Annotated in this window: 33 protein-coding genes; all 33 read left to right on the forward strand. The window is 32.6% G+C overall.

Translation table 11 applies throughout. The annotated features are described in order from the left end of the window. The first annotated feature begins 8 nt into the window (after positions 1-8). From rplD to hemL, 33 genes are read left to right on the forward strand one after another with little or no spacing between them, the layout of a single operon-like run. On the forward strand, positions 9-638 hold the full coding sequence (rplD, locus tag OWM07_RS02735; protein WP_423302133.1) for a 50S ribosomal protein L4: 630 nt from the start codon (positions 9-11) through the stop codon (positions 636-638). Beyond that, positions 631-912 carry a 50S ribosomal protein L23 gene (rplW, locus tag OWM07_RS02740; protein WP_423302134.1) on the forward strand — a complete coding sequence of 94 codons (282 nt, stop codon included), beginning with the start codon at positions 631-633 and terminating at the stop codon, positions 910-912. Before rplD ends, rplW begins: the two co-directional genes overlap by 8 nt. Before the next feature lie 12 nt (positions 913-924). Beyond that, a complete protein-coding gene (gene rplB, locus OWM07_RS02745) occupies positions 925-1,749 on the forward strand; it encodes a 50S ribosomal protein L2 (RefSeq protein ID WP_423302135.1) in 825 nt (274 codons plus the stop codon). Between the two features lie 11 nt (positions 1,750-1,760). Beyond that, positions 1,761-2,042 carry a 30S ribosomal protein S19 gene (gene rpsS / locus OWM07_RS02750; RefSeq protein ID WP_423302136.1) on the forward strand — a complete coding sequence of 94 codons (282 nt, stop codon included), beginning with the start codon at positions 1,761-1,763 and terminating at the stop codon, positions 2,040-2,042. An 11-nt stretch (positions 2,043-2,053) separates the two neighbouring features. Then, on the forward strand, positions 2,054-2,386 hold the full coding sequence (gene rplV, locus OWM07_RS02755) for a 50S ribosomal protein L22 (RefSeq protein ID WP_423302137.1): 333 nt from the start codon (positions 2,054-2,056) through the stop codon (positions 2,384-2,386). 13 nt (positions 2,387-2,399) lie between these two features. After that, positions 2,400-3,074: a 30S ribosomal protein S3 gene (gene rpsC / locus OWM07_RS02760; RefSeq protein ID WP_423302138.1), complete on the forward strand. Its 675-nt coding sequence runs from the start codon at positions 2,400-2,402 to the stop codon at positions 3,072-3,074. After that, on the forward strand, positions 3,061-3,489 hold the full coding sequence (gene rplP / locus OWM07_RS02765; protein ID WP_423302139.1) for a 50S ribosomal protein L16: 429 nt from the start codon (positions 3,061-3,063) through the stop codon (positions 3,487-3,489). Before rpsC ends, rplP begins: the two co-directional genes overlap by 14 nt. After that, on the forward strand, positions 3,486-3,695 hold the full coding sequence (rpmC, locus tag OWM07_RS02770; protein WP_423302277.1) for a 50S ribosomal protein L29: 210 nt from the start codon (positions 3,486-3,488) through the stop codon (positions 3,693-3,695). The genes rplP and rpmC overlap by 4 nt, the downstream gene beginning before the upstream one ends. Further along, positions 3,685-3,954 carry a 30S ribosomal protein S17 gene (gene rpsQ, locus OWM07_RS02775; RefSeq protein ID WP_423302140.1) on the forward strand — a complete coding sequence of 90 codons (270 nt, stop codon included), beginning with the start codon at positions 3,685-3,687 and terminating at the stop codon, positions 3,952-3,954. Before rpmC ends, rpsQ begins: the two co-directional genes overlap by 11 nt. 10 nt (positions 3,955-3,964) lie before the next feature. Beyond that, on the forward strand, positions 3,965-4,333 hold the full coding sequence (rplN, locus tag OWM07_RS02780) for a 50S ribosomal protein L14 (protein ID WP_423302141.1): 369 nt from the start codon (positions 3,965-3,967) through the stop codon (positions 4,331-4,333). An 11-nt stretch (positions 4,334-4,344) separates the two neighbouring features. Beyond that, entirely contained in the window at positions 4,345-4,674 is a 330-nt protein-coding gene (rplX, locus tag OWM07_RS02785) for a 50S ribosomal protein L24 (RefSeq protein WP_423302142.1), read from the forward strand. A gap of 12 nt (positions 4,675-4,686) precedes the next feature. Further along, positions 4,687-5,226, forward strand: coding sequence for a 50S ribosomal protein L5 (rplE, locus tag OWM07_RS02790; protein WP_423302143.1), 540 nt, complete (start codon positions 4,687-4,689; stop codon positions 5,224-5,226). A gap of 15 nt (positions 5,227-5,241) precedes the next feature. After that, entirely contained in the window at positions 5,242-5,427 is a 186-nt protein-coding gene (locus tag OWM07_RS02795; RefSeq protein WP_423302144.1) for a type Z 30S ribosomal protein S14, read from the forward strand. Positions 5,428-5,461: 34 nt separating this feature from the next. Further along, positions 5,462-5,860, forward strand: coding sequence for a 30S ribosomal protein S8 (gene rpsH / locus OWM07_RS02800; protein WP_423302145.1), 399 nt, complete (start codon positions 5,462-5,464; stop codon positions 5,858-5,860). A 9-nt stretch (positions 5,861-5,869) separates the two neighbouring features. Continuing rightward, positions 5,870-6,406 carry a 50S ribosomal protein L6 gene (gene rplF / locus OWM07_RS02805; RefSeq protein ID WP_423302146.1) on the forward strand — a complete coding sequence of 179 codons (537 nt, stop codon included), beginning with the start codon at positions 5,870-5,872 and terminating at the stop codon, positions 6,404-6,406. 11 nt (positions 6,407-6,417) lie between these two features. Then, the gene (rplR, locus tag OWM07_RS02810) at positions 6,418-6,783 is read left to right on the forward strand and encodes a 50S ribosomal protein L18 (protein WP_423302147.1); all 366 of its coding nucleotides are present in this window, start codon (positions 6,418-6,420) and stop codon (positions 6,781-6,783) included. A gap of 18 nt (positions 6,784-6,801) precedes the next feature. Beyond that, positions 6,802-7,287 carry a 30S ribosomal protein S5 gene (gene rpsE / locus OWM07_RS02815; protein WP_423302148.1) on the forward strand — a complete coding sequence of 162 codons (486 nt, stop codon included), beginning with the start codon at positions 6,802-6,804 and terminating at the stop codon, positions 7,285-7,287. An 11-nt stretch (positions 7,288-7,298) separates the two neighbouring features. Further along, positions 7,299-7,748, forward strand: a complete 450-nt coding sequence (rplO, locus tag OWM07_RS02820; protein ID WP_423302149.1) for a 50S ribosomal protein L15 — start codon at positions 7,299-7,301, stop codon at positions 7,746-7,748. A gap of 6 nt (positions 7,749-7,754) precedes the next feature. After that, a complete protein-coding gene (gene secY, locus OWM07_RS02825; protein WP_423302150.1) occupies positions 7,755-9,068 on the forward strand; it encodes a preprotein translocase subunit SecY in 1,314 nt (437 codons plus the stop codon). Next, entirely contained in the window at positions 9,065-9,715 is a 651-nt protein-coding gene (locus OWM07_RS02830; RefSeq protein WP_423302151.1) for an adenylate kinase, read from the forward strand. The genes secY and OWM07_RS02830 overlap by 4 nt, the downstream gene beginning before the upstream one ends. After that, the gene (map, locus tag OWM07_RS02835) at positions 9,712-10,470 is read left to right on the forward strand and encodes a type I methionyl aminopeptidase (protein ID WP_423302152.1); all 759 of its coding nucleotides are present in this window, start codon (positions 9,712-9,714) and stop codon (positions 10,468-10,470) included. Before OWM07_RS02830 ends, map begins: the two co-directional genes overlap by 4 nt. Further along, the gene (infA, locus tag OWM07_RS02840) at positions 10,467-10,688 is read left to right on the forward strand and encodes a translation initiation factor IF-1 (RefSeq protein ID WP_423302153.1); all 222 of its coding nucleotides are present in this window, start codon (positions 10,467-10,469) and stop codon (positions 10,686-10,688) included. Before map ends, infA begins: the two co-directional genes overlap by 4 nt. Positions 10,689-10,697: 9 nt before the next feature. Continuing rightward, positions 10,698-10,811 (forward strand): 50S ribosomal protein L36, encoded by a 114-nt coding sequence (gene rpmJ, locus OWM07_RS02845; protein WP_423302154.1) that lies wholly within the window; start codon positions 10,698-10,700, stop codon positions 10,809-10,811. A 12-nt stretch (positions 10,812-10,823) separates the two neighbouring features. Then, entirely contained in the window at positions 10,824-11,192 is a 369-nt protein-coding gene (gene rpsM / locus OWM07_RS02850) for a 30S ribosomal protein S13 (RefSeq protein ID WP_423302155.1), read from the forward strand. 24 nt (positions 11,193-11,216) lie between these two features. Beyond that, positions 11,217-11,597 (forward strand): 30S ribosomal protein S11, encoded by a 381-nt coding sequence (rpsK, locus tag OWM07_RS02855; protein WP_423302156.1) that lies wholly within the window; start codon positions 11,217-11,219, stop codon positions 11,595-11,597. Positions 11,598-11,609: 12 nt separating this feature from the next. After that, positions 11,610-12,236 (forward strand): 30S ribosomal protein S4, encoded by a 627-nt coding sequence (rpsD, locus tag OWM07_RS02860; protein ID WP_423302157.1) that lies wholly within the window; start codon positions 11,610-11,612, stop codon positions 12,234-12,236. Positions 12,237-12,255: 19 nt separating this feature from the next. Continuing rightward, positions 12,256-13,272 carry a DNA-directed RNA polymerase subunit alpha gene (locus tag OWM07_RS02865; protein ID WP_423302158.1) on the forward strand — a complete coding sequence of 339 codons (1,017 nt, stop codon included), beginning with the start codon at positions 12,256-12,258 and terminating at the stop codon, positions 13,270-13,272. Then, a complete protein-coding gene (gene rplQ, locus OWM07_RS02870; protein WP_423302159.1) occupies positions 13,262-13,666 on the forward strand; it encodes a 50S ribosomal protein L17 in 405 nt (134 codons plus the stop codon). The genes OWM07_RS02865 and rplQ overlap by 11 nt, the downstream gene beginning before the upstream one ends. 6 nt (positions 13,667-13,672) lie before the next feature. Beyond that, complete coding sequence (locus tag OWM07_RS02875; RefSeq protein ID WP_423302160.1) at positions 13,673-14,239, forward strand: ATP-binding cassette domain-containing protein; 567 nt, start codon at positions 13,673-13,675, stop codon at positions 14,237-14,239. A gap of 3 nt (positions 14,240-14,242) precedes the next feature. After that, positions 14,243-14,827 carry an ATP-binding cassette domain-containing protein gene (locus OWM07_RS02880; RefSeq protein WP_423302161.1) on the forward strand — a complete coding sequence of 195 codons (585 nt, stop codon included), beginning with the start codon at positions 14,243-14,245 and terminating at the stop codon, positions 14,825-14,827. Beyond that, positions 14,799-15,353: a class II aldolase/adducin family protein gene (locus OWM07_RS02885; RefSeq protein WP_423302162.1), complete on the forward strand. Its 555-nt coding sequence runs from the start codon at positions 14,799-14,801 to the stop codon at positions 15,351-15,353. The genes OWM07_RS02880 and OWM07_RS02885 overlap by 29 nt, the downstream gene beginning before the upstream one ends. Continuing rightward, positions 15,350-16,081, forward strand: coding sequence for a TIM barrel protein (locus OWM07_RS02890; protein WP_423302163.1), 732 nt, complete (start codon positions 15,350-15,352; stop codon positions 16,079-16,081). Before OWM07_RS02885 ends, OWM07_RS02890 begins: the two co-directional genes overlap by 4 nt. Then, positions 16,078-17,349, forward strand: a complete 1,272-nt coding sequence (gene hemL / locus OWM07_RS02895) for a glutamate-1-semialdehyde 2,1-aminomutase (RefSeq protein WP_423302164.1) — start codon at positions 16,078-16,080, stop codon at positions 17,347-17,349. Before OWM07_RS02890 ends, hemL begins: the two co-directional genes overlap by 4 nt. The last annotated feature ends 2 nt before the right edge of the window (positions 17,350-17,351 follow it).

A 17,351-nucleotide genomic window follows, 5' to 3' on the forward strand; every position in this document is an offset into this window, starting at 1 on the left:
AGGTTGCTATGGCTGTGTTAGAAGTGTTAAACCAAGAAAATAAAAAAGTAAAAGAAGTAAATGTTGAAGATAGTATATTAAATTATCCTGTTAAACCATGGTTGATGCATGAAGTAGTTGTAATGCAGTTAGCTTGTAGAAGAGCAGGTACGCATTCAACAAAAACAAGAGGGGAAGTTAGAGGCGGTGGTAGAAAGCCTTGGAGACAAAAAGGGACAGGTAGAGCTAGAGTTGGTTCTATAAGGTCACCACTATGGGTTGGTGGTGGTACAATATTTGGACCTAAACCAAGAGATTATTCCTATAAAATGCCTAAGAAAAAAGTGAAAAATGCTCTTAAGTCAGCATTGAGAGCTAAATTGGAAGATAATTCTTTAAAAATTATTGATAGTTTAAAGGTTGAAAATGGTAAAACAAAAGAAGCTGTAGCTATATTAAAGAATTTTGAAGCTGATAGAAAAGTATTGGTTGTTTACAATGCATTGGATGAAAAGGTTATCAGGGCATTTAGAAATATCCCTTATGTGAAATTATTAAACGTTAAAGGGCTTAATGTGTATGATTTAATCAACGCAAGGACAATATTGATGTTAGAGGATTGCCTTCCTAGGATTACGGAGGTATTAACAAATGCTTAGTATTTATGATGTAATTAAAAAACCATTAGTTACAGAAAAGGCTATAACGCTTAAAGAAAATTTTAATCAAGTCGTGTTTGCTGTAGATAAAAGAGCTAACAAATATCAGGTTAAGGAAGCTGTTGAAAAACTGTTTAATGTAAAAGTTAAAGATGTTAGATGTATGAATTATAAAGGGAAGAAAAAAAGGTTCGGCTTAATTATGGGGCAAAGAAAAGATTGGAAAAAAGCTATCGTAGTGTTGGAAAAAGATCAAAAATTAGAGTTTGTGTAAGAGAGGCTGATAATGGGAATTAAGACATATAAACCAACATCACCTGGTTTAAGATTTAGGACTGGTTCTGATTTTAGTGAAATAACTAAGACAGAACCAGAAAAGTCACTTGTTGTATCATTAAAGAAAAAATCTGGAAGAAATAATTATGGTCGTATAACAGTAAGGCATAAAGGTGGTGGACATAAAAGATTATATAGAATAATCGATTTTAAAAGGGATAAAGATGGTATCCCTGCTACTGTTAAGTCTATAGAGTATGACCCTAATAGGAGTGCAAGAATTGCACTGCTTGCTTATGCTGATGGTGAAAAAAGATATATTATTGCACCGATAGGGATAAAAGTTGGTGATAATTTGTTAAGTGGAGAAGGTGCTGATATTAGGCCAGGTAATGCTTTAAAATTAAAAGATATCCCTGTGGGTACTGTTATACATAATGTTGAGATGAGGCCAGGTAAAGGTGGGCAGCTTGCAAGATCTGCTGGTACTTATGCTCAATTATTATCAAAAGAAGGTAAATACTGCCATGTTAGATTACCATCTGGAGAGATTAGGTTGATACTTGCTGAATGCAAAGCTACAATTGGTCAAGTATCAAATCCTGATCATGAGAATATTAAGATTGGAAAAGCTGGTAGAAGTAGATGGTTAGGAATTAGACCTACTGTAAGAGGTACTGCTATGAACCCAATTGATCACCCTCACGGTGGTGGTGAAGGTAGGTCTAAAGGTGGTAGACATCCAGTTACTCCATGGGGTAAACCAACAAAAGGTTACAAAACTCGTAAGAAAAATAAACCTTCGGATAAATATATTATATCCAGGCGTAAATAAAGGAGGAAAGAGTGCCTAGGTCATCAAAAAAAGGACCATTTGTTGATAAGCATTTGTTGAAAAAGGTGTTGGCAGCAAAGGAATCAGGGGATAAAAAAGTAATTAAGACCTGGTCTAGAAGAAGTACAATTATCCCTGAGATGGTTGGGTTAACATTTGCTGTTCACAATGGAAGAAAATTTGTTCCTGTATATGTAACAGAAAATATGGTTGGACATAAATTAGGCGAGTTCTCATTTACCAGGACATTTAAAGGCCATAAAAAAGATGATAAAAAAGTTAAAGGCAGATAGAGAGGAATCCTATGGTTGCAAAGGCAGTTGGTAAGTATTTTAGGATATCACCAAGAAAAGCAAGAGCAGTGGCTGATTTAGTAAGAGGCAAAAATGTCGAAGAAGCAATGGCCATTTTAAAATTTACAAATAAAAAAGCTGCTGGGATGATAGCGAAAGTGTTGAAATCAGCAATGGCGAATGCTGAAGAAAATCATGGTGTAAAAGATGTTTCTAAGCTTTACATTAAAGAGATCAGAGTTGATGGTGGTCCTACATGGAAGAGATACATGCCAAGAGCATACGGTAGAGCTACATTAATTAGAAAAAGGACCAGCCATATTACAATTGTTCTGGCTGAATAGTTGGAGGTGAATAGTGGGTCAGAAGGTTCATCCTATCGGTTTTAGATTAGGTATTAATAAAGATTGGAAGTCGGTATGGTTTTTTGGGAAAAAAGAATATCGAGAAAAATTAATGGAAGATCTTAAAATTAGAGATTTTCTAAAAAAGAGATTAAAGCAGGCTGGTCTATCAAATATACAAATAGAAAGAATGGGTTCAAAAGTTAGGATAATTTTAAATACAAGTAGACCAGGTATAGTGATAGGTAAAAAAGGTGCAGAGATTGAAAATTTAAAAAATGAATTAAAGAAATTAACAGATAATGATGTGATATTAGTTATCAGGGAGGTAAAAAAACCTGAAATAGATGCTCAATTAGTAGCTGAAAATGTTGCTATGCAAATTGAGCGAAGAGTAGCATTTAGAAGGGCAATGAAAAGGGCAGTTTTACAAGCATTAAAAGGCGGTGCTCAAGGGATTAAAATCGCTTGTTCTGGTAGGTTGGCTGGTGCTGAAATGGCAAGAACAGAGTGGTATATAAAAGGTAGAGTGCCATTGCAGACTTTAAGAGCTGATATAGATTATGGTTTTGCTGAGGCACAAACTACTTACGGAATTATTGGTGTAAAAGTTTGGATATTTAAAGGTGAAGTAATTGAAGATAAAGATAAAATTGCTGCAGGAGTAGATAGCGATGTTAATGCCTAAAAGATTAAAATATAGAAAAGTATTTAAAGGCAGAATTAAAGGGAAAGCTTCAAAAGGAAATAAAATTGAATTTGGAGAATATGGTTTACAAGCAATGTCAAAAGGGAAAATTACTAGTAGGCAGATCGAAGCTGCTAGGATTGCAATTACAAGGTATGTTCGTAGAGGTGGTAAATTAATAATTAGAATATTCCCTCATAAGCCTGTTACAAAAAAGCCTGCTGAAACAAGAATGGGTAAAGGTAAAGGTGCAGTAGAATATTATGTAGCTCCTGTAAAAGAAGGAACTATGCTATATGAGATTTCAGGAGTAACTGAGGCTCAAGCTCGTGAAGCTTTCAGACTCGCTTCTCACAAATTACCTGTTAAATGTCGTTTTGTAAAAAAATCTGACTTTGAGAAGGAGGAAAAATAATGAAGGCTTCAGAATTAAGAAAGCTCAGTATAGATGAGCTTAAAAAGAAAGAGCTTGAGCTCAAGGAAAATTTGTTCAGGTTAAGATTTAAATTGGCTACTGGGGATTTAGAAAATACTGCACAAATTAGAGAAGTTAGAAGAGATATAGCTAGAATTAAAACCATTTTAAGAGAATATGAGTTAGAGGGGCAAAATGGAAAGTAAAATAAGAAGAAAAATTAGAAGGGGTGTAGTTGTTAGTGATAGGATGGATAAGTCGGTTGTAGTGAAAGTAGAAACATTAAAATTACACCCTAAGTATCATAAGTTTATTAAGAGAAGTAAAAAATTTATGGCCCATGATGAAAATAATGAATGTAGAATTGGGGATGTTGTTGAAATTATAGAAACAAGGCCACTTAGTAAACGTAAAAGGTGGCGTGTAAGTAAAATTGTAGAAAGACCAGCAAGTTTAAATGATTAGGGAGTAGCATATGATTCAGATGCAGACAAGATTAAAAGTAGCAGATAATTCAGGTGCGAAAGAGATAATGTGTATAAAAGTTCTTGGTGGATCAAAGAAAAAATATGCTACTGTTGGAGATGTTATTGTAGCTAGTGTAAAATCCACAATACCTGATAGTAATATTAAAAAAGGCTCTGTAGTTAAAGCTGTTGTAGTTAGAACTACAAAAGAGAGAAGACGCCCTGATGGTACTTATATAAAATTCGATGAAAATGCAGCTGTACTTTTAAATAAAAACCTTGAGCCTATTGGTACAAGGGTTTTTGGGCCAGTAGCAAGGGAACTTAGAGCAAAAGGTTTCCTTAAGATAGTTTCAATGGCACCTGAAGTTCTGTAGGAGGAAACTAAATGGCTGTTAAGTATAAGATAAAAAAAGATGATGAAGTTGTGGTTATAACTGGTAAAGATAAAGGTAAAAGAGGGAAAATATTAAAGGTTGATAGAAAAAAAGGGAAAGTTATAGTTGAAAATGTTAATGTAGTAAAAAGACATATGAAACCAAACCCTCTTAACCCTGATGGTGGAATTATAGAAAAAGAGATGCCAATAGATATATCAAATGTTATGTTTTTATGTAAAAAATGTGATAAGGGTGTAAGGTTAGGTTACAAGGTTTTAGAAGATGGTAAAAAACAGAGGTTTTGTAAAAGCTGTGGTGAAGTTGTAGATAAAGATTAGTGGAGTGGTAATATGAGCGTGCTTTTAGAAAAGTATAAAAAGGAAGTTATCCCTTATTTGATGGAAAAGTTTGGTTATAAAAATATTATGCAAGTCCCCAAAATTGAAAAAGTAGTTTTAAACATGGGTGTTGGGGAAGCTATTAGTAATCCAAAAGTATTAGAGAATGCTGTAAATGATATGATGCTAATAGCTGGTCAAAAACCTGTTATTACTAGGGCTAAAAAATCTATTGCAGGTTTTAAATTAAGAGAAGGTATGCCTATCGGTTGTAAAGTAACTTTAAGAGGTGTAAGAGCTTACGATTTTCTTTATAGACTTTTTAATATTGCACTTGCAAGGGTTAGAGATTTTAGAGGCGTTAATCCAAAGTCATTTGATGGTAGAGGAAATTATGCTCTTGGTTTAAAGGAGCAAATTGTATTTCCTGAAATAGATTATGACAAAATAGATAAAATTCGCGGTATGGATATTATTATAACAACCACTGCAAAAACTGATGAAGAAGCAAGAGAACTTTTAAGAGCTTTAGGAATGCCTTTTGCAGAATAGTGAGGAGGATGGATAGTGGCTACAAAAGCAAAATATTATAGTGCATTTAAAAAGAAGAAATTTAAAGTTAGAGAGTATAATAGATGCCCAATTTGTGGCAGACCAAGGGCTTTTATAAGAAGATTTAATATGTGTAGAATTTGCTTTAGAAAATTAGCATCTGAGGGTTTAATCCCTGGTGTAAGAAAAGCAAGTTGGTAGCACATAGGATATCGATTACAAAAGGAGAGAGAATATGGTAATGACTGATCCTATTTCTGATATGTTATCAAGAATCAGAAATGCAACTATGGTAAAAAAAGAAGAAGTAGTTATACCTCATTCAAAATTAAAAGAGGCTATTGTTAATATTTTGAAAGAAGAGGGGTATATTAAAAATTATCGTGTTTTAACAGAGGGTACTAAGAAGAATATTTTAGTCTACTTAAAGTATGATGCTAATGGTGAGTCTGTAATAAGGGGCTTAAAAAGGGTTAGTACCCCTGGTAGAAGAGTTTATGTAAAATCTAAAAACTTAAAACCTGTTTTAGGTGGTTTGGGAACAGGTATAGTTTCTACTTCCCAGGGTATAAAAACTGTGAAGCAATGTATTAAAGAAAAAATTGGCGGCGAATATATATGCCAGGTATGGTAGGAGAGGGAAATGTCAAGGATAGGTAAAAAACCAATAAACATACCAAGCGGTGTTAAGATTAATTTAGATAAAGATAAAATTGTTGTTGAAGGGCCTAAAGGGAAGTTAGAACAAAAGCTGCATCCGAATATAAAAATTGAAATATCTGATAATGAGATCCTAGTTAAAAGAGTAGATGATACAAAACTATCAAGATCTCTACATGGCTTGTATAGAAGCCTAATAAATAATATGGTTGAAGGTGTTACAAAAGGGTTTGAGAAAAGATTGGAGATAGTGGGTGTTGGATATAGAGCTGCGTTGAAAGGGAAAGCTTTAGATCTATCTCTTGGTTTTTCTCACCCTGTAGTTATAGAACCACCTGAGGGTATCGAATTTGTTGTTGAGAATCCACAAAAAATAGTAGTTAAAGGTATTGATAAACAATTAGTTGGTCAGGTTGCTGCTAACATAAGAAGTATTAGAAAGCCAGAGCCATACAAAGGTAAGGGTATAAGATACGAAGGTGAATATATCCTAAGAAAAGCTGGAAAATCAGCTAAATAAGGGGTGTTAAGGTGGCAAGATTGAGTAGAAATGATGCAAGAATAAAAAGACATAAAAGAATTAGAAAGAAGGTTTTTGGTACTCCTGAAAGACCAAGAATGTGTGTATTTAAAAGTAATAGATATATTTATGTTCAGGTTATTGATGATACTACAGGAAATACTTTAGTCGCAGCAAGTTCATTAGAACCTGAATTAAAGTCAAAGTTTATGGGTAGAATAAATTTAGAATCAGCAAAAGAGGTTGGGAAACTTGTTGCTGAAAGAGCGTTAGCTAAAGGGATTAAAAAAGTTGTATTTGATAGAGGTGGATATATTTACCATGGTAGAGTTAAAGTTTTAGCAGAAGCTGCAAAAGAAGCAGGGCTTGAATTTTAATAGGAGGAAAGGCAGGCTATGAATGAAAAACAGTTAGTTGATAAAGTAGTACATATAGGAAGAGTAACAAAAGTTGTAAAAGGTGGTAGAATATTTAGGTTTACAGCAACTGTAATTGTTGGTGATTATAATGGTAGAGTTGGGATTGGACATGCAAAAGCTAGAGAAGTGCCTGATGCTATTAGAAAAGCCTTAGAAGCAGCTAAGAAAAATATAGTTGAAGTACCAGTGGTTAAAGGTACAATTCCTCACGAAGTTGTAGGGAAATTTGGAGCATCAGAGATAATTATAAAACCAGCTGCACCTGGTACTGGTATAATTGCAGGTGGTGTTACTCGTGCTCTATTTGAGTTAGCTGGTGTTCAAAATATACTTGCAAAATCTATAAGAAGTAGAAACCCTTTAAATATGCTATATGCAGTTATGGATGGATTTAAAAAGATGAGGACACTAGAACAAGTAGCTCAGCTGAGAGGTAAAACAATAAAAGAAATAATCAGTTAAGGGGTGAATATATGGAATTGCATGATTTGAGACCTGCAAGGGGATCAAAAAAAGATAAAAAGAGAGTTGGTAGAGGTACAGGTAGCGGTTTGGGTACTACCGCAGGTAAAGGTACTAAAGGCCAGAAAGCAAGATCTGGCGGTGGAGTAAGGCCAGGATTTGAAGGTGGCCAAATGCCATTGTACAGAAGATTACCAAAAAGAGGTTTTTCAAATAAAAAATTTGCTACTGTTTATGAAATTGTGAATTTGAATCAGCTTGAGATGAAATTTAATGATGGTGATGTAGTTAATGCAGAATCATTAAAATCAAAAGGGTTGATTAAAGGGAATAAAGATGGCGTTAAAATTTTAGGTAATGGTGAATTGACTAAGAAACTAATATTAGAAGTAAATAAAATTTCTGCTTCTGCTGCAGAAAAGGTTAAGAAGGTTGGTGGAGAGATAAAAATTCTGGAGTAATCTATAATGAAAAAGATAGAAGAGATATTTTCCATACCAGATTTACGAAAAAGGGTATTATTTACCCTTTTTTTATTAGTAGTTTATAGAATTGGAGCTCACATACCAACTCCAGGCATAAATGCTGATGCTCTTGCACAATTTTTTGCTAGGCAAACAGGGACATTACTTGGTTTCTTTGATATGTTCACTGGGGGAGCATTACAGCGTTTAACGGTTTTTGGTTTAGGTATAATGCCTTATATATCAGCTGCAATTATTTTAGAGTTATTAACTGTAGTATCTCCAACTTTAGCTGAACTAAAAAAGCAGGGTTCTCAAGGAAGGGAAAAAATTACAAAATATACTAGATACGGTACTGTGTTAATTAGTGCTATACAGGGATTAGGTATAGCAATAGGTTTAGAAGCGATGACTGCTCCAAATGGAAGTAATGTAGTTCTATTTCCTGGATGGGGATTTAGATTCACTACAATGATTACACTAACTACTGGAACAATCTTTTTAATGTGGTTAGGTGAAAAAATAACAGAAAAAGGGATTGGTAATGGTATATCAATAATAATATTTGCTGGTATTATTGCGAGTTTTCCAACAGCTGTGATAAATACTATAAGGTTGCTACAGACAGGTGAACTTCAAATAATTACATTAATAGTTGTTTTAATAATTATTTTAGCTGTTACTGCTGCTGTTATATTTATGGAAATATCATATAGGAGAATCCCTATTCAGTATGTAAGACGGGGAACTTATGCTGGAATGAGAAGCAATGTTGCTAATTCATATTTACCTATTAGACTAAATCCCGCAGGAGTAATACCTATTATTTTTGCAGCATCAGTTGTGGCTTTTCCAAGTACTTTGTCAACATTTGCGAATAATCCTATAATTGCAAAAATTGGTTATTATTTTTCCCCAAGTTCGATAGTTTATTATATAATTTATATTGGATTAATAGTTTTTTTTACTTATTTTTATACTTCAATTATTTTCAATCCAGATGATATTGCTGATAATATAGAAAAAAGTCATGGTGTTATTCCTGGTAAAAGACCAGGAAAGCCTACTGCTGAATTTATCGATTATGTTTTATCAAGATTAACTTTTGTAGGTGCAATATATTTGGCAATTGTTGCAATTTTGCCTCAAATAATAATAAGGCAGTTTAATATGCCTTTTTATTTTGGCGGAACAAGTTTATTGATTGTTATTGGTGTGGGTCTTGATGTAATGCAAAAGATAGAATCCCATTTAATATCACACAATTATGATGGATTTATAAAAAGTGGTAAAATAAAAGGGAGAGGATACGTATGATTAATATTGTGTTTTTGGGGCCTCCAGGAGCAGGTAAAGGTACTCAATCAAATAAGATTGAGCATGAGTTTAATATAGTTCAAATATCTACAGGAGATATATTGAGAAATGCAGTTAAAACAGGTAGTGAATTGGGTAAATTAGCAAAAAAATATATGGATGAAGGGAAATTGGTACCAGATGATGTAATCATTGGTATTGTTAAAGCAAGATTACAACAAGATGATTGTAAAAATGGTTTTATATTAGATGGATTTCCTAGGACAATAGCACAAGCTGAAGCTCTTGATGATATGCTAAAAAATGATTTGAATATAGAGTTAACACACATCATTGCATTAGAAGTACCTGATGAATTAATATTAGAAAGGTTAACTGGGAGAAGAAGTTGCTCAAAATGTGGAGCTGCTTATCATTTAAAATATAATCCACCAAAAGTAGATAACATATGTGATATATGTGGCTCAAATTTAGTTCAGAGAGATGATGATAAGGAAGAAACAATAAATAAAAGATTAAAAGTTTACCACGAGCAAACAGAGCAGCTTAAAACCTACTACAGTAATTCTGGCAAATACTACGAAATTGATGGTACAAAACATCCAGATGAGGTATATGAAAAAATTAAAAGTATTTTAACAAAATGATAATATTAAAAACTAAGAGTGAAATTGAAAAGATAAAAATAGCTTGTGATGTAGTAAAAGAAGTGCTTGAAAAACTGGAAGATTATATAAAACCAGGTATAAAGACAAAAGATATTGACAATTTTGCAGAAACTATTATAAATAAACGCTCTGCGATACCTTCTTTTAAAAATTATAGAGGGTATCCAGCAACAACATGTGTATCGGTGAATGAGGTTATCGTTCATGGTATCCCCTCAGATTATGTAATTAAAGAAGGGGATATTGTTAGTGTGGATGTAGGTGCATATAAAGATGGATTTCATGGTGATGCTGCAAGGACTTATATGGTAGGTGAGGTATCTAAGAAAGCTAAAAAGCTTGTAGAAGTAACTAAAGAATCTTTTTTTGAAGGGATTAAGAAAGCTAAAGTTGGTAATAGATTGCAGGATATATCACATGCTATTCAACAATATGTTGAAACAAATGGATTTAATGTAATTAGAGATTTTTTTGGACATGGCATCGGTAGAAGTTTACATGAGGATCCTACTATCCCAAATTATGGGAAACCGAATCGCGGCGCAAGATTAAGAGCTGGCATGGTGTTAGCAATAGAACCTATGGTTGTTGAAGGAAGTTATGAAATTATAACCCTCGAGGATGGCTGGACGGCCGTAACAAAAGACGGCAGTTTAGCAGCACATTATGAGAATACTGTAGCCTTAACTGATAATGGGGCTGAAATATTAACCTTATATGAAAGGGTGTTATGAGTAAAAAAGGGGATGTTATCGAAGTAATGGGAACTGTTGTTGAGGCACTTCCAAATGCAATGTTTAAGATTAAGTTAGAAAATGGGCATACTGTACTTGCTCATTTATCTGGTAAAATGAGGATGAACTATATAAGAATATTACCTGGTGATAAGGTGACTGTTGAAATATCAGTATATGATTTAACAAGAGGAAGAATAATATACAGACATAAGTAGGAGAGTAGTATGAAGGTAAGAGCCAGTGTAAAGCCTATTTGTAGTAAATGTAAGGTAATTAAAAGAAAAGGTATTGTAAGAGTTATTTGTGAAAATCCTAGACATAAGCAAAGACAAGGTTAAAGGAGGAAGTTTGTGGCAAGAATAGCAGGGGTCGATGTTCCTAATAATAAGAAAGTAGAAATAGGCTTAACTTATATTTATGGTATTGGTAGAAGTACTGCCAAAAAGATTATTCAAGAAACAGGGATTGATTCTAATAAGAGAATAGGTGAGCTTACAGAGCAGGAAATTTCATCAATTAGGAAATATATTGATACTAACCTAAAAGTTGAAGGGGAACTTAGAAAAGAGATTGGGTTAAATATTAAAAGGTTGATGGAAATTAATTGCTACAGAGGGTATAGGCATAAGAATAATATGCCTTGTAGAGGTCAAAAAACAAGAAGTAACGCAAGAACTAGGCGTGGTTTAGCTGGTAAGCGTGGAATAAAGAGAAAATAATATAAAGAGTAATTTGGAGGAGAAATGGCAAGGCCAAGGAAGAAAAAAGAAAAAAGAAATATACCTAAAGGGATTGCTCATATTAAATCAACTTTTAATAATACAATTATAACCTTTACAGATGTAAATGGTAATGTGATCTGCTGGGATTCAAGTGGGACAGTTGGTTTTAAGAATGCTAGAAAGTCAACTCCATACGCAGCTCAATTAGCTGCAGAAAGTGCTGCCAAGAAAGCTGTTGAAAATGGTGTTAGAGAAGTTGAAGTTAATGTTAAAGGACCAGGTGCTGGTAGAGAAAGCGCAATTAGGGCTATTCAGGCAGCTGGGATTAAGATAACTGTTATAAGGGATGTTACACCTATCCCTCATAATGGCTGTCGTCCAAGAAAGAAAAGAAGAGTGTAATGGAGGTTAAAATTGGCTAGGTATACAGGACCAGTCTGCAAGCTTTGCAGGCGTGAAGGAATGAAGTTATATTTAAAAGGTGAAAGATGCTTTAAAGATAAATGTGCTTTTGAGAAAAAAGGTTATCCTCCAGGTCAACATGGCCAGGTAAATAGAAAACTTTCAGATTATGGTTTACAGCTTAGAGAAAAACAAAAAGTTAAAAGAATTTATGGTGTTTTAGAAAGACAGTTTAGAAGATATTTTGATAAAGCTACTCGTATGCAAGGGATTACTGGTGAAAATCTTTTACAATTGCTTGAAAGAAGGCTTGATAACATAGTTTATAGATCTGGGTTTGCTAGAAGTAGAAAAGAAGCAAGACAATTAGTTAGACATAATCACTTTTTAGTAAATGGGAAAAAAGTCAATATCCCTTCATTTTTATGTAGGGTTGGTGATGTAATAGAAGTAAAAGAAAAGAGTAGAGATATAGAAGCAATTAAATCTGCTTTAGAAACGGCAGAAGGTAGAGGTTTACCTGAGTGGATAAGTTTGGATAAAGCAAATTTTAAGGCAACTGTTAACAGATTGCCTGTAAGAAGTGATATAAATTACGAGGTTCAGGAACACTTGATAGTAGAGTTGTATTCTAAGTAAGATAACTGGAGGAAACCTAATGGTTTTAATGGATTTTAGAAAGGTGATGAAACCTAAAAAAATAGAGCAGGTAGGTGAGGTAACAGATAGATATGCGAAATTTGTTATTGAACCTTATGAAAGAGGTTTTGGAATCACTATTGGTAATTCGCTGAGACGAGTTTTGCTTTCTACAATTGAAGGGACTGCAGTAGTGGGTGTTAAGATAGATGGAGTACATCATGAGTATGATACAATCAATGGTGTTCTTGAAGATGTTGTTGATATAATTCTTAATATTAAGCAATTAGAGTTGAATTTGTTAGAACATACATTAAAGAGAGTGTATATACATAAAAAAGGTGAAGGTGCAATAACTGCAAAGGACATCCAAAGTGATGGTAGTGTCATAGTTTTAAATCCAGATCAGCATATTGCAACTATAACTAATCCTGAGACTGAAGTGTATATGGAGCTATATTTAGAGCGTGGTATTGGATATGTTCCTTCTGAAGAGCTTAAAGATAAATTTGACGATGTTGATGTGATCCCTGTGGATGCAATTTATACTCCAATAAAAAAGGTAAATTATGTAGTAGAAAATGCAAGAGTGGGGCAAAGTACAGATTATGATAGGTTGATATTCGAATTAGAAACTGATGGGTCAATTAAACCAATTGATGCTATTGCTTTTGCAGCTAAAATTATTAAGGATCAAATGGAATTTTTTATAAATTTTGATGAACCAGTATATGATGATATAGAAGAGGAAGAGAAAGAGGATAATAGCTATATTCTTGAACTTTTAGATAAAAGTATAGAAGAGTTAGAATTGTCTGTCAGAGCATATAACTGTTTGAAAAATGCTAATATTAAGACACTTGCTGACCTTTGTGAAAAAACTGATGCAGAGCTTTTAAAAACTAAGAATTTTGGTAGAAGATCTTTGGAAGAAATTAAGAAAGTGTTGGCTGAGTTAGGTTTAAGCCTCGGCATGGATTTAGAGGCTGTAGGTTATATTAAAAAAGATGTTGAGGGAGAAGAAGATGCGTCATAGAAAGGCAGGTAAAAAGTTAGGACGTCCTACTGCACATAGAGTTGCTATGCTTAGAAATATGACAATTTCATTAGTAAATAATGGTAGAATTGAGACTACATTAACTAGAGCCAAAGTATTGAGAGGGTTTGTTGAGCCATTAATTACTCTTGGTAAAAAAGGTGATTTGGCTGCAAGAAGATTAGCTCTTAGAAGGTTACCGAATAAAACAGCTGTTCATAAAATATTTGACGAAATTGCACCGAAATATAAAAATAGACCAGGTGGTTATACTCGCATTATTAAGACAGGTTTTAGAAGAGGTGATAATGCCAGAATGGCTATTATAGAATTTGTAGAGTCTGAAGAAGTAAAACAAGAAGAAAGTAAAGAATCTGCTGAAAATCAAGGATAATTGAGGGTGAAACACCCTCTTTCTCTTTTTATAAATAATCTATCTTTTTACTACAATTATGAAAAAGTCATTTTTGAAAATTTAAATGTACAAGCTAAATTTAAAAATGTATTACTAATTAAAGGGGATGTTGGCTCAGGTAAAACAACCTTACTGAAATTGATTTATGGTTTTTTAAAGCCATTTTCTGGTGATATTAAGTTGTTAAAAGATCAAATAGAAATTAATCCTGAAAAGTTTTACTATTTACATGCAAATAGCACTTTTAACTTTGTTACAGGTGTGATTGAAGATGATTTTAAACTTTTAGGGATAAATTATATAAAAGAATATTATAAAAATAAGTCTGTTTATGAGTTATCTGGTGGTGAGTTGAAAAAATTAGCAATTGAGATGGGATTTTTGAGCGGGGCTGATGTAATACTGATGGATGAACCTTTTGATATGCTAGATGATGAGGAAATAAAAAAAATAAAAAAGCTTATAGAACGGTCTTTAGAAAGATTTTATTTTATTATAGCTACTCATGAAGATTTTTTAGATGACATATCAGATGAAATAATTTATTTATAAATAATGTTAAAGATTTCAAACCTAAGTAAAAATTATAAAGGTTTTTTGTTAAAGGTAAAAGATTTAGTTTTTGAGGTGGGTAAAATTTATTCTCTTTATGGTAAAAATGGTGCGGGGAAAACAACCTTTTTAAACATAATTGCAGGGATTGATGAAAATTATAATGGTCAAGTAATTAATAATTTTAAAAAAACTGGTTATGCAGTCCAATTTATAGAAAATGTTATTTGTAAAAGAACCGTAAAGGATGAAATCCTTTCGATAGTTATCGAAGAGAAGAAAGCTGAAAAGATCCTATTAGAACTTAATTTAGATGATAAAAAAGAAATGAGTCCGTTTTTACTAAGTAGTGGAGAAAAGAGACTTTTGTTTATTAGAGCTGTTTGCGAAGCTTTTGATTTGATTTTAATTGATGAGCCGTTTATTAATCTTGATAGAAAATCTAAGATGGCTGTTATTAATTTTATAAAAATGAGTAAAAATCTGGGAAAAACAGTTATATATACTACTAATAGAATAAAGGATGTTGCTCATAGTGATAAAGTATTGGAGATTGAAAATGGAGAAATTAAAACAAGAGATAATTAAATATGGAAAAAAGGTTGTAAAAGAAGGGTTATGTATATCTTTTTTCGGTAATATCTCTGTTAGAAGCGGTAATAAGGTTTATATAACAGCCACAGGAACTATTTTAGATGATCTAGATTTGGATGATATCAAAGAGTGTAAAATAGATAGTAGAGAATGCAAAGGAGCCTCAAGCGAATTGAAAGTGCACCAGATGATTTATAAAAAAAATAGTGATATACAAGCTGTTTTACATACGCATTCGTTTTATACCTTATTGCTCAATGAAGAAGATAAGGAAAGGATAATGAAATACGAATTTGGGGAGTTTATTGGTGATTTTACGATTGTTGATGGTAAAAGTGGTAGTGATGAATTGGCAACAAGAGTTAGCGATTGTGTCAACGATTATGGATTGGTAATTGTTAGAGACCATGGTGTTTTCAGCTGGGGGAATTCTCTTAAAGATGCTTATATAAAAATTTCTGGATTAGAATATTATTCCAAGTTAGAATTTTATAAAAAAATCAGTAAAGGTTTTATATGATATTAGCAAGAATTCCTTATAAAAGAATAAATGATTTCATAGATTATATAATTAGCGAAAATATTTATATAGAGCTTACTTTTGAATATGATGATGATTTTAACATTAATAAATTATGTGGTATAGCTGAACAAATAAAAACAGTTCATTTACCTTTTTTTGACATAAACTTAGGAAGTAAGAATAGAACAATAGCTCAAAAGTCATTGGATATTTTAGAAAAATTTTGTTATCAAATAAATGATTTAAATATTTCAAATGCAGTTTTGCATCACAACTATTCACCTTATCATTACGCATTTATGGAAGATGAATTTGTAAAAAGATTTGTAGAAATGTTGTCGATTTTGATTGAAAAAACTAAGCCAAATTATAGAATTTGCCTTGAAAATGTTTTTGAAGATACTCCATCTGTAATTTATAAAATTTTAATCAGTATGAACTCCACAAAAATTGGCGTTTGTTTTGATTTTGGACACTTTAATCTTTTTTCTAAAGTGGATTTAGAGTTTTGGTTAAGTTTGTTGAAAGATAAAATTTACGAATATCATGTGCATAATAATTTTGGAATAAGGGATGAGCATAATAGTTTAGATAAAGGAACTTTTGATTATAAAAAAGCATTTGATATTTTAATACCCGAGATAATTGTGGTAGAAAATAATAATATTGATGATTTTAAAACTTCTGTTAAAATAATAGAAAAAGTAATAGGGGGCATAAAATGAATTTATTTGAAGAAGCAAAAAAGTATATCCCAGGTGGAGTAAATTCACCTGTTAGAGCATTTGGCTCAGTGGGTGGTGAGCCCATTTTTATTAAAAAAGGTAAAGGTTCAAAGATTTATGATGTGAATAATAATGAATATATTGACTATGTTTGTTCATGGGGGCCATTAATAGTTGGGCATTGCAATGAAAGGATAGTCAATAGACTAAAAGAAGTTATTAATGATGGGACAAGTTTTGGAGCACCAACAGAATTAGAAATAGAATTAGCAAAATTAGTTGTTGAATATGTTCCATCTATAGAGATGGTTCGTATGGTTAATTCTGGAACAGAAGCAGTTATGAGTGCTATCAGGTTAGCAAGGGCATATACAAATAGAAAAAAAATAGTAAAATTTGAAGGTTGTTACCATGGTCATTCTGACAGTCTTTTAGTTAAAGCGGGTAGTGGCGCTTTGACATTCAATCAGCCAAGTAGTCCTGGTGTCCCTGAAGAGTTTGCAAAACTGACATTAATTGCTGAGTATAACAATATTGATAGTGTTAAAAACCTTTTTCTTGAAAATAAAGGAGAAATTGCTGCTGTTATTATAGAACCTGTTGCAGGGAATATGGGAGTTGTGTTACCAAAGGAAAACTTTTTAAAGGAGTTAGAAGAGTTATGTAAAAACGAGGGTGCATTACTTATTTTTGATGAAATTATAACTGGTTTTAGATTATGTAAAGGTGGTGCTCAAGAGTATTTCGGTATTAATCCAGATATTACTACTTTGGGTAAGATTATCGGTGGAGGGTTACCTGTTGGTGCTTATGGTGGAAAGAAAGAGATAATGGAAATTATATCACCAGTTGGACCAGTTTATCAGGCAGGAACATTAAGTGGAAATCCATTGGCAATGGCAGCTGGAATTGAGACATTAAAAATTTTAGGTGAAGATAATTTTTATGAGAATTTAAAAACAAAATCATTGAAGTTATGGGAAGGTTTTAAAGAAAATTGTAAAAAATTAAATCTGAATTTTGCATTCAATCATATAGAATCGATGGCTTGTATGTTTTTTAAAGAAGGAGCTGTAGAATCCTTTGCTGATGCGGTAAAATCTGATACAAAGCTTTATGCCGAATTTTTCCATAAGATGCTAAACAAAGGCGTAAATTTAGCGCCAAGCCAATTTGAAGCAATGTTCGTATCTTCTGCTCATAGTGATGAAGACATCGAAAAAACAATACAGATCCATTATGAAGTATTGAAAGAGATGTTTGGTTGATG

This window comes from Deferribacter thermophilus, from assembly GCF_049472675.1.
Taxonomy (GTDB): Bacteria; Chrysiogenota; Deferribacteres; order Deferribacterales; family Deferribacteraceae; genus Deferribacter; species Deferribacter thermophilus.

What these genes read in the sequence shown, in the direction of transcription:
- rplD (WP_423302133.1), top strand. Translation starts at nt 9, where the DNA reads ATGGCTGTGTTAGAAGTGTTAAACCAAGAAAATAAAAAAGTAAAAGAA.
- rplW (WP_423302134.1), top strand. Translation starts at nt 631, where the DNA reads ATGCTTAGTATTTATGATGTAATTAAAAAACCATTAGTTACAGAAAAG.
- rplB (WP_423302135.1), top strand. Translation starts at nt 925, where the DNA reads ATGGGAATTAAGACATATAAACCAACATCACCTGGTTTAAGATTTAGG.
- rplV (WP_423302137.1), top strand. Translation starts at nt 2,054, where the DNA reads ATGGTTGCAAAGGCAGTTGGTAAGTATTTTAGGATATCACCAAGAAAA.
- rplP (WP_423302139.1), top strand. Translation starts at nt 3,061, where the DNA reads ATGTTAATGCCTAAAAGATTAAAATATAGAAAAGTATTTAAAGGCAGA.
- rpsQ (WP_423302140.1), top strand. Translation starts at nt 3,685, where the DNA reads ATGGAAAGTAAAATAAGAAGAAAAATTAGAAGGGGTGTAGTTGTTAGT.
- rplN (WP_423302141.1), top strand. Translation starts at nt 3,965, where the DNA reads ATGATTCAGATGCAGACAAGATTAAAAGTAGCAGATAATTCAGGTGCG.
- rplX (WP_423302142.1), top strand. Translation starts at nt 4,345, where the DNA reads ATGGCTGTTAAGTATAAGATAAAAAAAGATGATGAAGTTGTGGTTATA.
- rplE (WP_423302143.1), top strand. Translation starts at nt 4,687, where the DNA reads ATGAGCGTGCTTTTAGAAAAGTATAAAAAGGAAGTTATCCCTTATTTG.
- rpsH (WP_423302145.1), top strand. Translation starts at nt 5,462, where the DNA reads ATGGTAATGACTGATCCTATTTCTGATATGTTATCAAGAATCAGAAAT.
- rplF (WP_423302146.1), top strand. Translation starts at nt 5,870, where the DNA reads ATGTCAAGGATAGGTAAAAAACCAATAAACATACCAAGCGGTGTTAAG.
- rpsE (WP_423302148.1), top strand. Translation starts at nt 6,802, where the DNA reads ATGAATGAAAAACAGTTAGTTGATAAAGTAGTACATATAGGAAGAGTA.
- rplO (WP_423302149.1), top strand. Translation starts at nt 7,299, where the DNA reads ATGGAATTGCATGATTTGAGACCTGCAAGGGGATCAAAAAAAGATAAA.
- secY (WP_423302150.1), top strand. Translation starts at nt 7,755, where the DNA reads ATGAAAAAGATAGAAGAGATATTTTCCATACCAGATTTACGAAAAAGG.
- OWM07_RS02830 (WP_423302151.1), top strand. Translation starts at nt 9,065, where the DNA reads ATGATTAATATTGTGTTTTTGGGGCCTCCAGGAGCAGGTAAAGGTACT.
- map (WP_423302152.1), top strand. Translation starts at nt 9,712, where the DNA reads ATGATAATATTAAAAACTAAGAGTGAAATTGAAAAGATAAAAATAGCT.
- infA (WP_423302153.1), top strand. Translation starts at nt 10,467, where the DNA reads ATGAGTAAAAAAGGGGATGTTATCGAAGTAATGGGAACTGTTGTTGAG.
- rpmJ (WP_423302154.1), top strand. Translation starts at nt 10,698, where the DNA reads ATGAAGGTAAGAGCCAGTGTAAAGCCTATTTGTAGTAAATGTAAGGTA.
- rpsK (WP_423302156.1), top strand. Translation starts at nt 11,217, where the DNA reads ATGGCAAGGCCAAGGAAGAAAAAAGAAAAAAGAAATATACCTAAAGGG.
- OWM07_RS02865 (WP_423302158.1), top strand. Translation starts at nt 12,256, where the DNA reads ATGGTTTTAATGGATTTTAGAAAGGTGATGAAACCTAAAAAAATAGAG.
- rplQ (WP_423302159.1), top strand. Translation starts at nt 13,262, where the DNA reads ATGCGTCATAGAAAGGCAGGTAAAAAGTTAGGACGTCCTACTGCACAT.
- OWM07_RS02880 (WP_423302161.1), top strand. Translation starts at nt 14,243, where the DNA reads ATGTTAAAGATTTCAAACCTAAGTAAAAATTATAAAGGTTTTTTGTTA.
- OWM07_RS02885 (WP_423302162.1), top strand. Translation starts at nt 14,799, where the DNA reads ATGGAGAAATTAAAACAAGAGATAATTAAATATGGAAAAAAGGTTGTA.
- OWM07_RS02890 (WP_423302163.1), top strand. Translation starts at nt 15,350, where the DNA reads ATGATATTAGCAAGAATTCCTTATAAAAGAATAAATGATTTCATAGAT.
- hemL (WP_423302164.1), top strand. Translation starts at nt 16,078, where the DNA reads ATGAATTTATTTGAAGAAGCAAAAAAGTATATCCCAGGTGGAGTAAAT.